Annotated in this window: 16 protein-coding genes and 1 pseudogene; 10 read left to right on the top strand and 7 right to left on the bottom strand. The window is 63.0% G+C overall.

What is annotated here, in order from left to right; translation table 11 throughout:
- The first annotated feature begins 274 nt into the window (after positions 1 to 274).
- Positions 275 to 982: an MgtC/SapB family protein gene (locus BN2476_RS34265; protein ID WP_087738675.1), complete on the top strand. Its 708-nt coding sequence runs from the start codon at positions 275 to 277 to the stop codon at positions 980 to 982.
- A gap of 172 nt (positions 983 to 1,154) precedes the next feature.
- Complete coding sequence (gene wrbA, locus BN2476_RS34260; RefSeq protein ID WP_087738632.1) at positions 1,155 to 1,754, top strand: NAD(P)H:quinone oxidoreductase; 600 nt, start codon at positions 1,155 to 1,157, stop codon at positions 1,752 to 1,754.
- Positions 1,755 to 1,915: 161 nt separating this feature from the next.
- On the opposite strand, the gene BN2476_RS34255 is transcribed toward wrbA, so the two are convergent.
- From BN2476_RS34255 to BN2476_RS45885, 3 genes are all read right to left on the bottom strand, one after another.
- On the bottom strand, positions 1,916 to 2,464 hold the full coding sequence (locus BN2476_RS34255; protein WP_087738631.1) for a YbaK/EbsC family protein: 549 nt from the start codon (positions 2,462 to 2,464) through the stop codon (positions 1,916 to 1,918).
- A gap of 183 nt (positions 2,465 to 2,647) precedes the next feature.
- Positions 2,648 to 3,235 carry a DUF3331 domain-containing protein gene (locus BN2476_RS34250; RefSeq protein WP_087738630.1) on the bottom strand — a complete coding sequence of 196 codons (588 nt, stop codon included), beginning with the start codon at positions 3,233 to 3,235 and terminating at the stop codon, positions 2,648 to 2,650.
- Positions 3,236 to 3,476: 241 nt separating this feature from the next.
- On the bottom strand, positions 3,477 to 3,740 hold the full coding sequence (locus BN2476_RS45885) for a hypothetical protein (protein ID WP_143811110.1): 264 nt from the start codon (positions 3,738 to 3,740) through the stop codon (positions 3,477 to 3,479).
- Between the two features lie 18 nt (positions 3,741 to 3,758).
- Between BN2476_RS45885 and BN2476_RS34245 the strand changes: the two genes are divergently transcribed.
- Positions 3,759 to 4,136 (top strand): DUF427 domain-containing protein, encoded by a 378-nt coding sequence (locus BN2476_RS34245; protein ID WP_087738629.1) that lies wholly within the window; start codon positions 3,759 to 3,761, stop codon positions 4,134 to 4,136.
- Between the two features lie 732 nt (positions 4,137 to 4,868).
- Here BN2476_RS34245 and BN2476_RS47335 read toward each other — a convergent pair.
- Positions 4,869 to 5,012: a hypothetical protein gene (locus BN2476_RS47335; protein ID WP_162849284.1), complete on the bottom strand. Its 144-nt coding sequence runs from the start codon at positions 5,010 to 5,012 to the stop codon at positions 4,869 to 4,871.
- A gap of 66 nt (positions 5,013 to 5,078) precedes the next feature.
- On the bottom strand, positions 5,079 to 5,369 hold the full coding sequence (locus BN2476_RS34235) for a hypothetical protein (RefSeq protein ID WP_087738628.1): 291 nt from the start codon (positions 5,367 to 5,369) through the stop codon (positions 5,079 to 5,081).
- A 399-nt stretch (positions 5,370 to 5,768) separates the two neighbouring features.
- Here BN2476_RS34235 and BN2476_RS34230 point away from each other — a divergent pair, with 399 nt between their 5' ends.
- From BN2476_RS34230 to BN2476_RS34220, 3 genes are all read left to right on the top strand, one after another.
- Positions 5,769 to 5,981, top strand: a complete 213-nt coding sequence (locus tag BN2476_RS34230) for a hypothetical protein (RefSeq protein ID WP_087738627.1) — start codon at positions 5,769 to 5,771, stop codon at positions 5,979 to 5,981.
- 219 nt (positions 5,982 to 6,200) lie between these two features.
- Positions 6,201 to 6,392 carry a hypothetical protein gene (locus tag BN2476_RS34225; RefSeq protein WP_087738626.1) on the top strand — a complete coding sequence of 64 codons (192 nt, stop codon included), beginning with the start codon at positions 6,201 to 6,203 and terminating at the stop codon, positions 6,390 to 6,392.
- A 123-nt stretch (positions 6,393 to 6,515) separates the two neighbouring features.
- On the top strand, positions 6,516 to 7,541 hold the full coding sequence (locus BN2476_RS34220) for a S1C family serine protease (protein ID WP_087738625.1): 1,026 nt from the start codon (positions 6,516 to 6,518) through the stop codon (positions 7,539 to 7,541).
- On the opposite strand, the gene BN2476_RS34215 is transcribed toward BN2476_RS34220, so the two are convergent.
- A complete protein-coding gene (locus tag BN2476_RS34215; RefSeq protein WP_087738624.1) occupies positions 7,538 to 9,907 on the bottom strand; it encodes a DNA polymerase II in 2,370 nt (789 codons plus the stop codon). The two genes, BN2476_RS34220 and BN2476_RS34215, sit on opposite strands and share 4 nt — an antisense overlap.
- Positions 9,908 to 10,135: 228 nt before the next feature.
- Here BN2476_RS34215 and ahpC point away from each other — a divergent pair, with 228 nt between their 5' ends.
- The 4 genes from ahpC (at position 10,136) to BN2476_RS49395 (ending at position 13,320) form a co-directional block, all read left to right on the top strand.
- Positions 10,136 to 10,699, top strand: a complete 564-nt coding sequence (gene ahpC / locus BN2476_RS34210; RefSeq protein ID WP_087738623.1) for an alkyl hydroperoxide reductase subunit C — start codon at positions 10,136 to 10,138, stop codon at positions 10,697 to 10,699.
- Positions 10,700 to 10,899: 200 nt separating this feature from the next.
- A complete protein-coding gene (gene ahpF, locus BN2476_RS34205; RefSeq protein WP_087738622.1) occupies positions 10,900 to 12,492 on the top strand; it encodes an alkyl hydroperoxide reductase subunit F in 1,593 nt (530 codons plus the stop codon).
- A gap of 193 nt (positions 12,493 to 12,685) precedes the next feature.
- Complete coding sequence (locus BN2476_RS34200) at positions 12,686 to 12,898, top strand: DUF3079 domain-containing protein (RefSeq protein ID WP_087738621.1); 213 nt, start codon at positions 12,686 to 12,688, stop codon at positions 12,896 to 12,898.
- 287 nt (positions 12,899 to 13,185) lie between these two features.
- Entirely contained in the window at positions 13,186 to 13,320 is a 135-nt protein-coding gene (locus tag BN2476_RS49395) for a hypothetical protein (RefSeq protein WP_268957984.1), read from the top strand.
- On the opposite strand, the pseudogene ureE reads toward BN2476_RS49395, so the two are convergent.
- Positions 13,317 to 13,453: pseudogene (gene ureE / locus BN2476_RS48735) on the bottom strand (urease accessory protein UreE); the annotation flags it as partial. The gene BN2476_RS49395 and the pseudogene ureE overlap by 4 nt on opposite strands.

Here is a 13,453-nt window from a genome sequence, read left to right as displayed (position 1 = left end):
CAAATCGGGAAACTTGACTCAGGAACGGTCGTCGTTCGGAAACTCTGACCGTCGAACGGGCCGAAAAATGGTGAGGTCGCCTCGCGCGTCTTCAGCGAGTGGCGGGCGCGTGCCTTCGGCGCACAGAGGCTTTGCCGCCTTGCGCGCGATGAAGCGTGACAGGTGCGCGACATAGCCGCCAAACATATTCGTGTAACACAGTAGTGAAATACGGCGGCTTCAGGATAGCGTCCCCATCATCCCGGCCCACGGCTTTCGGCTTGTGAACAACGACATGGCAGCGGATTTCATCTGGCGGCTACTTGCCGCGTTTGCATGCGGCGTCGCGATCGGTCTGGAACGGCAGATGCGTCAGCGCACGGCCGGGCTGCGCACGATCACGCTGGTGGCGAGCGGCGCGTGCCTGTTCGTCACGCTCGGCATGCTGACGGGCAACGGCGTCGCGGGCGTCACGCAGATTGCTGCGTATGTCGTGTCGGGCGTCGGCTTTCTGGGCGGCGGCGTGATCATGCGCGACAAGGGATCGATCCAGGGCATCAACACGGCGGCCACGCTGTGGTGCTCGGCCGCCGTCGGCGTGCTGTGCGGCGCGGGTCATTACGGGCCCGCGCTCGCGGGCACCATCGTCGTGCTCGCGACCAATACGCTGCTGCGCGAAGTGAGCCGCGCGATCAACGCGACGCCCGTGTCGAACGCAGACCTCGTGCGCGAGTATGTGCTGACTGTCGTGTGCCGCGAACAGGATGAGATCCACATACGCACGCTGCTGTCGAACTCGATGTACTCGCAGCCTTTGTCGTTTCAGAGCTTGACGAGCCAGGACTTCGAGGACGATCCGACGCGTATCGAAGTGACGGCGACGTTGCGCATGCATCCAAAGGACCAGGGGAAGCTCGAGCTGATGGCGAGCCGCATCAGCATGGAGAAGGGCGTGTCGAGCATCAGCTGGTCCGCGAAGGAAGCCGAGCCGACGCCCGAGTGAGAAAGCGCATTGCAAGGCGCTGTGCGAAGCACGGCAAATGCACTGCTCGGCAAAGGGACCCTCGCGAGACATGCGATGCGCGTCCGGAGTATCGTGAGCGGCACGGCAAGATGACATGCTTACTTCTCAACGCGAAGCGCGCGACGGCTTCGCCTCTTCTCAGGAGATCGCAATGGCCAAGGTTCTCGTTCTCTATTACTCGTCGTACGGGCACATCGAAAAGATGGCCGAAGCAATGGCCGAAGGCGCGCGCAGTGCGGGCGCGCAGGTCGACATCAAGCGCGTGCCGGAGACCGTTCCCGAAGAAGTCGCGAAGAATGCGCATTTCAAGCTCGATCAGCAGGCGCCCGTCGCGACCGTGGCCGATCTCGAGCAATACGATGCAATCGTCGTCGGCACGCCGACGCGTTATGGACGCATCTCGTCGCAAATGGCCGCGTTTCTCGATCAGACGGGCGGACTATGGATGCGCGGCGCGCTGAACGGGAAAGTGGGCGCGGCATTCTCATCGACGGCGACGCAGCATGGCGGGCAGGAGACGACGCTCTTCTCGGTCATCACGAATCTGATGCACCTTGGGCTGATCATCGTGGGCTTGCCGTACAGCCATCAGGGAATGATGAACATGACGGAGATCGTCGGCGGCGCACCGTATGGCGCAACGACGATTGCATCGGGCGACGGCTCGCGCCAACCCAGTGCGATCGATCTGGAGGGCGCGCGGCATCAGGGCGCGATTGTCGCGAGGACGGCGGCGAAGCTGTTCGGCTGAGCGGCGTTCTTTTCCTTATAGCAGTCTATTGCGGTCGTTCGATTGCACTTGGAATTGCGGACTGAACGCGCGGCGCATTGAATGCAGTCTGCCGTTCAGTGCGCGAAGGCGATAGCGTCTGCTTGCCGGGATAACGTTGCAAATTCAAGCGCTTGACTGCGTCATGCGGTCTCGCCGGGCGGCAACGTCAATCGGGCGATTTCAACCGTCTCGAGTTGCTCGAGCACGGCGGGCGCGAGCAGCAGTTTCGCCTTGCGAATGCCTGCGCCCATCACTACCTGCTGACGCTCCATTACGGCGGCATCGACGAGAACCCGCCAGCCCGCAGGCAAACCGAATGCGGTAATGCCGCCGAACTCCATTGCGCTCTGTTCCGTCGCGACCTCGCGCTGCGCGAACGAAATGCGCTTTGCGCCGAGCGCAGCCTTCACCGCGCCGTTCACGTCGATGCGCAGCGATCCGAGCGTCACCAGCGCGGCGAGATGCTCGCCGCCATCCTTCTTGTAGCGAACGACGATCGTGTTCGCGCAGTCTTCCATCGGAAAGCCGTAGCGGGCGCTGAAGTCGGCGGTATCCGATGCATCGTCGGTGACGGAGAATACGACGATGTCGCGGCCTGTAATCGATGCGGCGACGTGCGCGGGAAGATGCGCGCCGAACTGATCGGGCGCGATGATGTCGAGCTTCTGAAGCGGTTCGTGCGAAAGCATGTTGGGTGTGAACGGTCGAGGACGAAGACAGGGCGCACACATTGTACGATTCCCTGCCGCGCGCCGCTGATCCGCACTTCACTGTGTCCCATTGATGCTGACGCGCGTATTCAAAGCAATTGCGGACCGCTGCGTCTGCAACCTTCGGAAGGGCAGACTACTTTTCTTCGAGGGCGCAGCACATCACTCAAGGTCGTCGAGCAGTTTGGCGAGAATCATCTGCGACATGTTGCGCGGGCGGCTCGAAGGACGGCTGAACGGTCCATAGACGGCATCGCCGCGCACGATCTCCGCGCCCGTCAGCGCGCACACGCCGCGCGAGCGCGCGATGCGGCGCACCCACAGTTGCTCGGTGTAACGACCGGCCGTCGAATCGCGCCACGTGATCGAAACCGACTTGGCACCGAACCGTTCGACGAAGGTGATGACAGCGGCGCTGTGTTCGTCCGATGTCGCCTGCGACCTCGCGCGCTCGGCATTCCCCGTGCGACGAGCTGCGCGCGCTGCGCAGGCGCCGTTGTCGCATTTGTCGGACGATGCGGCCTTGGTCTCCTGAGAAGGGGACCTGCCTAGCCGCGAGATGGTCGTCGTCCACGGATCGCGCAGAGCGGGCTTCGCGGGCGCCGAGCCGCCGCTTGCCGCCTCGCGTCCGACGTCGGCATAAAGCGCCTGTGTGCGGCGCAGTTCGACTTCGGCACTGTTACGCCGGTTTGCGTGGGCGGGACGCCTGGGTTCGGCCGTAGTACCAGTTGCAGTTCCAATCCTGCTCACGTCGACTCCTCTTCAAAGCACGGCCCTTCGAAGCGGCCATATAGCACAGACAGAACCTTACGTTCTGCTTCTGGTGGCCGCCCGCAGCCGCAAAAGCGGCCACTTGCGCGCGGGCGAAAACGCATGCGCCGCGCGTCGTTGCGCCCTGGCGGCGAACGAACGGAGCGGCTGCACGCTGCAAGGCAGCGTAGCGGTAAGCTTGTCACGGCCGGCAAAAATGGCCGGTCACATGGCCAGCATGCTAACGGCTTGCTATCGCGGGATAAATGCCGCGGAATTGAACACTCAATTTATCTAATTCAAACAATGAGGCCGCTTCGACGCCGGGCAGGACGCATTCGCTTGCCTGTCGGGCGATTTCGTCGATGCATATGCACACGAATCGTGCGCGAATCGCGCAGATGCGCGCCATAGAAGCTACGCCGAACAGGGTCTTGCCTTGACTTCGAAATGCGGGCGTCCATACTCGACTGACGCTTTGGCGCTCCGCCACGCGCTCATTCATCGAAAGGACACGACCGTTATGGACAAGACAGTGAAGGTGCCAGGCCCCGATCATCCCATCACGATTGCAAAGAGCGGATCGCGCGTCGTCGTGTCCGTGGCGGGGCGCAAGATCGCGGACAGCAACGATGCGCTTTCCTTTCACGAAGCGTCCTATCCCGAGGTGCTCTACATTCCGCGCAAGGATGTCGACATGTCGCTGCTCGAACGCACCGATCATTCGACGTATTGCCCGTACAAGGGCGAGTGCAGCTACTACAGCATTCCCATCGGCGGCGAGCGTTCGGTCAATGCCGTGTGGACCTACGAAAGCCCCTACGATGCCGTTGCATCGATCAAGGAACACGTAGCGTTCTATCGCGATCGCGTGGATTCGTTCGAGGTCAGCGCGCAATAAAGAACGTGCGAATGGACCGCTATCGCTGCGGTTCATTTGCTTGCAGATCGAAATGCTGTAGCGCTCGGCGCGCGGTGCCGACGTGCATCACCAGCGTTTGAACGTCTTCGACAGTCCGATCAAGCGTGACACGAGTGACTAAGATCAAGCACGAGTGAACGTGATTCCGCTCGCCTGTCTCGCGACGATCCTGATTCACACGGGCTATGAGCTCGCGAAGCCCGCATTGTTCGCGGCGATGGCGCGCGAAGGCATCGTGACCGTATCGTGCCGTTCGCGGCGACGATTGCCGGCGTGCTGGCGACGGACCTGCCGACTGGCATCGGCTCGGCATCGCGGCGAGCGCGCTGCTTGCGATCCGCGCGAGCCTTTCACGCACGTTCACGCTGACGCGACACGACGATCACTTTTCTGCTGGTGTTGCGCAAGGACGCGCGGTGCCTATCGAAGCCGATGCTCACGCACTGTCTCGCACAGATTCCAGATCGCGCGACCGTGCTGATCGACGCCGGGCACGCCGGTTTCATCGACCGCGAACGGCACGATACGCTCGATGCGTTTGGGGGGCGCTGCGACGGCAAATCACCGTCGAGCGTTTGCGCTGGCCAGAGCCGGCTGCGCAGGAAGGGTTGGCGTTGCTGCCGACGCTGCGCGCGATGGGCCAGCGATGGCGATAAAGCGAAAGGAGCGGCGAGGGCGTCAACGGGCGCCCTCGCCGGGGTGAGGTAAGGGTTACTCGGCGATCGAATAGCGCGACGGTCGTGCCGCCTTCACCTCGACGGGCTGTTCGATACGCGCGCTCGCGCCGCGGATGAAGAAGACCGCGCACAACGCCAGCAGGGTCCAGACGCAAAAAATAATGGTCAAAGCGCTCATTTCAGATCATTCCAGTAGAACAGGGCTGCGGTTACGTTCTGCTCGTCCGGCCGCGATAGCTGCCGGTCAATGCACGGTGTGATGGTCTGTGCCGTTGAACAGAAACTCGTCGATCAGGCGTGTGGTCAGCTCGAGCTGCTTTTCGAGCGACATGCGCGCCAGTTCCGCGCTCGCTGCGTCGCCGCGCGCCACGGCGGCGTGCGTCTGAGTGGCAAGGCGCAGCACGGTGTCCGAGGCGAGTTGCAGGCCGCGCATCAGATCCTCCTGCGCGAACTCCGACCCGCTGTTGCATTCCGGCACCGAGGCTTCCGGCGAGCCGGTCTCGAACTCACGATTTCTGTTGTATCGGTAAGACATCTCAGGCTCCTCGGTGCACTAGCACGATTGCAGTGTGCGCCGTGGGACTCCTTTTCAATTCGTCGAACAGAGGCCGGTTCTCGACCCATTCCGCCACCATCGCGCCAACCTCGCATTCCGCTGACCAATCGGATCGCGAACAGGCTGGCGATCGAGCGCTGCGATTATCCAGCTTTGCACACACACGCTCTCTTTTCCGCTTCGGACGAATAGTAAGCAACTGTTATCGCGCGGTCTGCAAGGGCTGGCCCTGGGTTGCGTCGCCGCCCGTTATTGCGCGGGTAATAGTGAACGGCTCTCACGCCCGCTCCGTGGGCGTGCCGTAATGTGCGGTCACAACTGTTTGCGAACAGTTTCTGCAGCGTCTGCTCCAATGTCAGAAGGAGAAGGAGAACGATCATGAAGAAATTACTGACGCTGGCAGCCGTCGTCACCGCGACGATCGGGCTGGGGGGCTGCGTCGTCGCACCGCCTTACGGTTACGCGTATGCGCCGGATTACGGCTATGGCTACGCGCCGGGCTATTACGCGGCGCCGTCGGTGAGCGTCGGCGTCGGCTATAGCTGCTGCTGGGGCCACGGCGGATGGGGACATGGCGGCTGGCATCGGTAAGCGGATTGCATGCGCCGCGCGCGACTGTACGGGAAGAATGCGAAACGGGTAGCGCGTGAGTGAATGGTGCGCATCGGGCGTTCGGCGCCACACGTTGCGCTCGCGCACATGACGGCGGCGCGGCTGCGTCTGAGGTACGATCACGGGGCCGGGCGCCCGACACACCCGGCTCTCCCCGCGCAACGACTCCGCAACGCCACTTACGTTTTCACACCGAGCATGGACTACCGCGTTACCTACGAGCACAGCCTCGCGACTGCCCCCGACGACTTCATCGTGAATGTGCCGTCGCAACTGGTGTCGGATGTGCCATCGAATGTTCCGAGGGCGCTGCTGCCTGAAGTCATCGAAAAGCTGATTCTCGAACGCTCGCCGCGCATCGGCCGCATTCGCAATCTGAAGCTCATTTGACGCCGCATCTGACGCCAATTCACCATTCCCTTTCGCGCGGCCGGCTTCCAACGCCGGCCGCGTTCGCTTGAAAACGGCTTGCTTGGCCCGCATGTCTGGCTCTCGCCAATCCGGAGCCTTCTCATGGGAAGCCGTCCCCGTTTTATCGACGATCTGTCGGGCGCCGCGCCAAGCGCCGCTGCCCCCGAATCGTCCGACGACGACGCACTCCTCGACGCCTATTCGCGCACCGTCATCGATGCGCTCGAACGGGTGCGGGCGGCCGTCGTCTTCATCACCGTCGAGCGCCGCGTGCCGGGCGCGCCGCAGAGTCACGCGCGCGCGGGCACCGGCTCCGGCTTCATCTTCACGCCCGACGGCTATCTGCTCACCAACAGCCACGTCGTGCACGGCGCGACGCATATCCGCGTGCAGCTCGCCGACGGCACGAAGTTCGACGCCGACCTCGTCGGCGATGATCCGCACAGCGATCTGGCCGTGCTGCGCATCGGCTCGCCGGAGCCGCTGCCGCATGTCGCGCTCGGCGAATCGGGAAAATTGCGCGTCGGCCAGATCGCGATTGCCGTCGGCAATCCGCTGGGGCTCGAGCAGACCGTCACGGCGGGCGTCGTGTCCGCGCTCGGTCGCTCGCTGCGCTCGAATTCAGGGCGCATGATCTACGACGTGATCCAGACGGACGCCGCGCTCAATCCCGGCAACTCGGGCGGTCCGCTGATCAATTCGGCGGGGCAGGTGATCGGCGTGAACACGGCGATCATTCCGGGCGCGCAGTCGATCAGCTTCGCGACGGCCATCGACACGGCCAAGTGGGTCATCATGCAAATCTTCGCGCATGGCCGCGTGCGGCGCGCGTACGTGGGCGTGGCCGGGATGACGACGGCATTGCCGCGCCGCGTGCAGCGCTATTTTGATCTGACATCGGACAGCGGCGTGCGCGTGATGGAGATCGTCAAGGGCAGCCCCGCCGCATCGGGGGGCCTGCGCACCGACGATACGATCGTCGCGATCGACGGGCAGATCGTCGATGGCGTCGATACGTTGCAGCGTGCGCTCGACGGCACCAAGATCGGCCGCGCCGTGAACGTGAGCGTGCTGCGCGGCACGCAGCGGGTCGAACTGACGGTGACGCCCGTCGAGCAGATGGCCTAAAACAGCTGTCGCTGGCCTGACGCGAGTGTCGTGAAGTCGTCGCGCAGCAACGGCAGGATCGCATCGGCGACGGGCTGGAGCTGGCGCGTCAGGTAGTGCTCGTAATCGATGTCCGAGCGCAGCGTTTCCAGCGGTTCGGGGCCGCCGCTCGTCATCACGTAACTGATCCAGCCGCCGTTCTGATACTGCAACGGGCGGCCGCGCTGCCGGTTGAATTCGTCGGCGGTGCGCGCGGCGCGCACGTGCGGCGGCACGTTGCGCTCGTAGGCGGAGAGCGGCCGGCGCAGCCGCTTGCGATAGACGAGCAGATCGTCGAACTCGCCCGCGAGCGTGCGCCGCACGTAGTCGCGCACGTAATCGCGATACGGCTGCTGCTTGAAGATGCGCAAATACAGTTCCTGCTGGAAGCGCTGCGCGAGCGGCGTCCAGTCGGTGCGGACGGTTTCCAGCCCCTTGTAGACGACTTCCTCGGTGCCGTCGGCCGCCACCGTCAGGCCCGCGTAGCGCTTCTTGCTGCCTTCTTCCGCGCCGCGCACGGTCGGCATGAAAAAGCGCTTGTAGTGCCGCTCGAATTGCAGTTCGAGCGCGCTTTCCAGGCCGAATCGCTCGCGCACGTGATCGCGCCACCACGCGTTGATCTCGCCGACCAGTTCGCGCCCGATGCGCGCCGCGTCTTCTTCGTCATGCGCGTGCTTGAGCCACACGAAGGTCGAATCGGTATCGCCGTAGATCACTTCGTAGCCGCTCGCTTCGATCAGCTCTCGCGTGCGATGCATGATCTCGTGGCCGCGCATCGTGATCGACGATGCGAGCCGCGGATCGAAGAACCGGCAGCCCGTCGAGCCGAGCACGCCGTAGAACGCATTCATGATGATCTTCAGCGCTTGCGACAGCGGCTTGTTTTTCTCGCGCTTGGCGGCTTCGCGGCCTTCCCACACTTGCGCGACGATCGACGGCAGGCAGTGGCGCGTGCGCGAAAAGCGCGCGCCGAGAAAGCCGGGCACGGAATGCGCGTCGTCGGGATGGCGCACGCCATCGACGAGGCCGACGGGATCGATCAGAAACGTGCGGATGATCGATGGATACAGGCTCTTGTAGTCGAGCACGAGCACGGAATCGTAGAGGCCGGGCTTCGAATCCATCACGAAGCCGCCGGGGCTCGCCGCGCCCGCGACGTCGCCGAGATTCGGCGCGACATAGCCGAGCCGGTGCATGCGCGGCATGTACAGATGCGTGAACGCCGCGACCGATCCGCCGCTGCGATCGGCGGGCAATCCCGTGACGGTCGCGCGTTCGAGCAGGAAGGGCAGCAGCTCCGTCTTCTCGAAGATGCGCGTGACGAGCTCGCAGTCCTTCAGGTTGTAGCGGGCAAGCGCGGGCTTGTCTTCGTCGAAGCGGCGCTGGATTTCGTCCATCCGCTGATACGGGTTGTCGATCGACTTGCCTTCGCCGAGCACCGCCTGCGCGACGTATTCGAGGCTGAACGACGGAAAGCTCCACGTCGCGGAACGCAGCGCCTCGATGCCGTCGATGATCAGCCGCCCCGCCGCGCCTGCGAAGAAATGATTCTGCTTGAGGCCGTGCTCGCGCCATTCCATCACCGCGCCGCCGCGCCCGATGCGCAGCGGCACGCCATGTTCTTCCGCCGTATCGCGCAGCACCTTCAGGTCGAACTGCACGAGATTCCAGCCGATGATCGCATCGGGATCATGCCGCTCGAACCATTCGATCAGCCGCTCGATCAGTTGCGCGCGCGTGTCGCAATACTCGAGCGCGAAGTCGAGGTCCGAGCCCTCGGCTTTCTTTGGGCCGAGCATGTACACCTGACGCTGCCCGCAGCCTTCGAGCGCAATCGAATAGAGTTCGGCACGCGCGCTGGTTTCGATGTCGAGCGACACGAGCTTGAGCCTTGGACGGTAGCCGCTCGCGGACTTCATCTCGGCGTTCAGCAGCGGTCCGCCAGCGGGATTCGGCTCGCCGCCGAACAGCACAGGCGCGGTGATGAACCGCTCCATCATGTAGCGCTCGTGCGGAAACACATCGGCTTCGTATACGTCGACGCCGCCCTGCTTCAGCCGCTTTTCGAGCGCGATGAGCTGCCGGTATTGCGGGCAATACAGTCCCAGCACCGGCCGATGGTTGAAATCGCACAGATCGAGTTCGCGCAGTTCGACGTTCTTCTCACGATGCAAGACGGCTTGCGCGCGCTCGCGCTGCGAGGCCGGAATGAACGCGACACACGGCTGCGGGCGCAGGCGGACGTGGCGCGGACCGTCGTCGGTAGCGAGCCAGAACTCGATTTCCGTCCCGGCGGCCGTATCGCGCCAATGGCGGGTGAGAAGAAATCCCTGTTGAAGCTCGGACAAGCTGAAAACCCCTGCGTGGACACTTTTTGCAGCCATTCTACCCGCGCCAGAAGGCACGCGTGCCGGGCGCTTTCCCTTGGCTGACGGGCGTTCGGGCCATATTTGGCTGATTGATAGAAAATCTAAATTGATCGAATCGTCACAATCAAATTTATTAAATCCAGCGTCTTCTTCATACTTCAATCCAACGCAGCACCCAACCCAACTCAACCGAAGAGGACGCATCAGATGCCGATCATCAACAGCCAAGTCAAACCGTTCAAGGCCACCGCATACCACAACGGCGATTTCGTGACCGTCACCGACGAGAGCTTCAAGGGCAAGTGGTCCGTCGTCGTGTTCTATCCGGCCGACTTCACCTTCGTGTGCCCGACCGAACTGGGCGATCTGGCAGATCGCTACGAAGAGTTCAAGAAAATCGGCGTTGAAATCTACAGCGTGTCGACGGATACGCACTTCACGCACAAGGCATGGCACGACACGTCGGACACGATCGAGAAGATCAAATACCCGATGATCGCCGACCCGACGCTCGCGATCTCGCGCAACTTCGACGTGCTGATCGAAGAAGAAGGCCTGGCGCTGCGCGGCACGTTCGTGATCAACCCGGAAGGCGAGATCAAGCTGTGCGAAATCCACGACAACGGCATCGGCCGTGACGCAGGCGAACTGCTGCGCAAGGTGCAGGCTGCGCAATACATCGCGGCGCATCCGGGCGAAGTCTGCCCCGCCAAGTGGACGCCGGGCGCTGACACGCTGACGCCGTCGCTGGACCTCGTCGGCAAGATCTAAGCGGCCAGTCCGCCAGAAGCCACACGCTCTTCGCTGTACCTCTGCTTTCAGCGGCGCCACTCATGAAGTGGCGCCGCGTGAAGCAGTCCGCAAGGCCACGCCTTGCGAACTGCTTTACTGCCGCGCACCCGCTTTGTCGAAAAAGCGCGCAGCGCACGAATCAAACACCCATTCCCATCTCGCCACGGACCCGAAACACCATGCTCGACGCGAATCTGAAGACCCAACTCAAAGCTTACCTCGAGAAAGTCAGCCGTCCCATCGAGATCGTCGCTTCGATCGACGAAAGCGCGAAATCGCAGGAACTGATCGCGTTGCTGAACGACATCGCAACGCTGTCGGAGCGCGTGAGCGTGATCGAGCGCCGCGGCGACGACGAGCGCAAGCCGTCGTTTTCGATCGGCGAGCCGGGCAAGGCCGGCGGCATTCGCTTCGCCGGCATTCCGATGGGTCATGAGTTCACGTCGCTGGTGCTCGCGCTGCTGCAAACGGGCGGCCATCCGATCAAGCTCGACGATGCCGTGATCCAGCAGATCCGCGAACTCGACGGCGACTACGCGTTCGAGACGTACTTCTCGCTGTCCTGCCAGAACTGCCCGGAAGTCGTGCAGGCGCTCAACATCATGGCGCTGATCAACCCGCGCATCCGCCACACGGCGATCGACGGCGCGGTGTTCCAGAACGAAGTCGAGTCGCGTCAGATCATGGCCGTGCCGACGATGTTCCTGAACGGCGAAGTGTTCGGCCAGGGCCGCAGCGGCGTGAAGGAGATTCTCGCGAAGCTCGACACCAACGCCGGCGCGCGCGCCGCGAAGGAACTGGAGAAGAAGCCCGTGTTCGACGTGCTGATCGTCGGCGGCGGTCCCGCGGGTGCGGCTGCTGCGATCTATTCGGCGCGCAAAGGCATCAAGACGGGCGTGGTCGCGGAACGCTTCGGCGGCCAGGTGCTCGATACGCTCGCGATCGAAAACTTCGTCTCGGTGCAGGAGACGGAAGGGCCGAAGTTCGCCACAGCGCTCGAACAGCACGTGAAGAGCTATGAAGTCGACGTGATGGACGTGCAGCGCGCCGAAGCGCTGATTCCGGGCCGCATCAACGAAGTGCGCCTCGCGAGCGGCGCAGTGCTGAAGGCGAAGACGATCGTGCTGGCAACGGGCGCGCGCTGGCGCGAGATCAACGTGCCGGGCGAGCGCGAGTACCGCAACCATGGCGTCGCGTACTGCCCGCACTGCGACGGCCCGCTCTTCAAGGGCAAGCGCGTCGCGGTGGTCGGCGGCGGCAACTCGGGCGTCGAGGCGGCGATCGATCTGGCGGGCATCGTTAGCCAGGTGACGCTGATCGAATTCGGCGCAACGCTGCGCGCCGACGAAGTGCTGCAACGCAAGCTGCGCAGCCTCGCAAACGTGACGGTGATCACGCAGGCGCAAACGACGGAAATCACGGGCGACGGCAAGAAGGTCAACGGCTTGACCTACACGGACCGCGCGTCGGGCGAGTCGAAGCACGTCGAGCTCGAAGGCGTGTTCGTGCAGATCGGCCTCGTGCCGAACACCGAATGGCTGAAGGGCACGGTCGAACTGTCGAAGCACGGCGAGATCGTCGTCGACGCGAAGGGCGCGACCTCGGTGCCCGGCGTGTTCGCGGCCGGCGACGTGACGACAGTGCCGTTCAAGCAGATCGTGATCGCCGTGGGCGAGGGCGCGAAGGCATCGCTGGCTGCGTTCGATCACCTGATCCGCGCGAGCGTCGAGGATGTGGCAGAGGCTCAGGCGGCGGAACTGGCCGAGGCCTGATCGACGGGTTCGCGAATCGATGCGGGTGGACGGGCTAGCTTCGGCTAGCCCGTTTTTGTTTGTGCGCGCCCGACGCGTGGGCGCGCTCGTTGCAAAGGCTGCCGTCGACTGCTGCGAAATCATGTCGCACGGCTGTGGCTCATGCGAGCACTATCATGGATGGTGTTTCCGATCTGCACGAATCGACTCGACAATGGCAAAGAAAATTCCACTGCATCCGAAGCACCCTGAACGGATCTGCTGGGGATGCGATCATTACTGCCCTAAAGATTCGATGCAGTGCGGCAACGGATCAAGCAGAACACAGCATCCCATCGAACTGCTCGGCGACGACTGGTACACGGTGGGTGACTGGGGCATCGAGGTTCCTGAAGAAACGAAGGAATCGCATCGCGTGCCGCAGTAGATCGTGTCGTCGACGCGATCGAATACTCATCTCCTCCTGTACGAGCCAGCGCGCTCGATACGCCAGCAAAGCAACCTCCGCTTCGTGCGTCCAAGTCATCGATATATCGTCGTTTCTATCGAGCGCCGCTGATATACGAGCGCATCGCCGTTCGTTCGCTTGACCAATCTTGACAGTACCGGCCAATCCTCTGTGCTACCGTTTTTGAATATCTGTTCGGAATGCGAATCGAGCAGTGCGGGCGTCAAGTTCGCAATTTCACCGGAAATTCATGGAGGAGAAAGCTGTTGAAGAATCTCGCAAAACTGACGTTGATCGGCCTCTCGCTGACCACTTTGACGCTGACGGGCTGCGGCAAGAAAGAGCCGCAACCGCAGTCCGCCGCGCAAGGCGCTGGCGGGGCTGACGAAGAGGTGGCGTGATCGTGGTCATGACCGTGATCGTGCGAGTGCGTATGGTCGTGTGCATGCGCATGACCATGATGCTCGCCATACACCTGCTGCGCAATCGCATAGTCTTCGGCGAACGTCTCGTCATGACCGTGCCGATGCCCGC

Origin of the sequence: Paraburkholderia piptadeniae (assembly GCF_900007165.1) — a bacterium.
In the GTDB taxonomy this organism is placed as follows: domain Bacteria; phylum Pseudomonadota; class Gammaproteobacteria; order Burkholderiales; family Burkholderiaceae; genus Paraburkholderia; species Paraburkholderia piptadeniae.
This window is presented reverse-complemented; position numbering and strand designations above follow the sequence as displayed.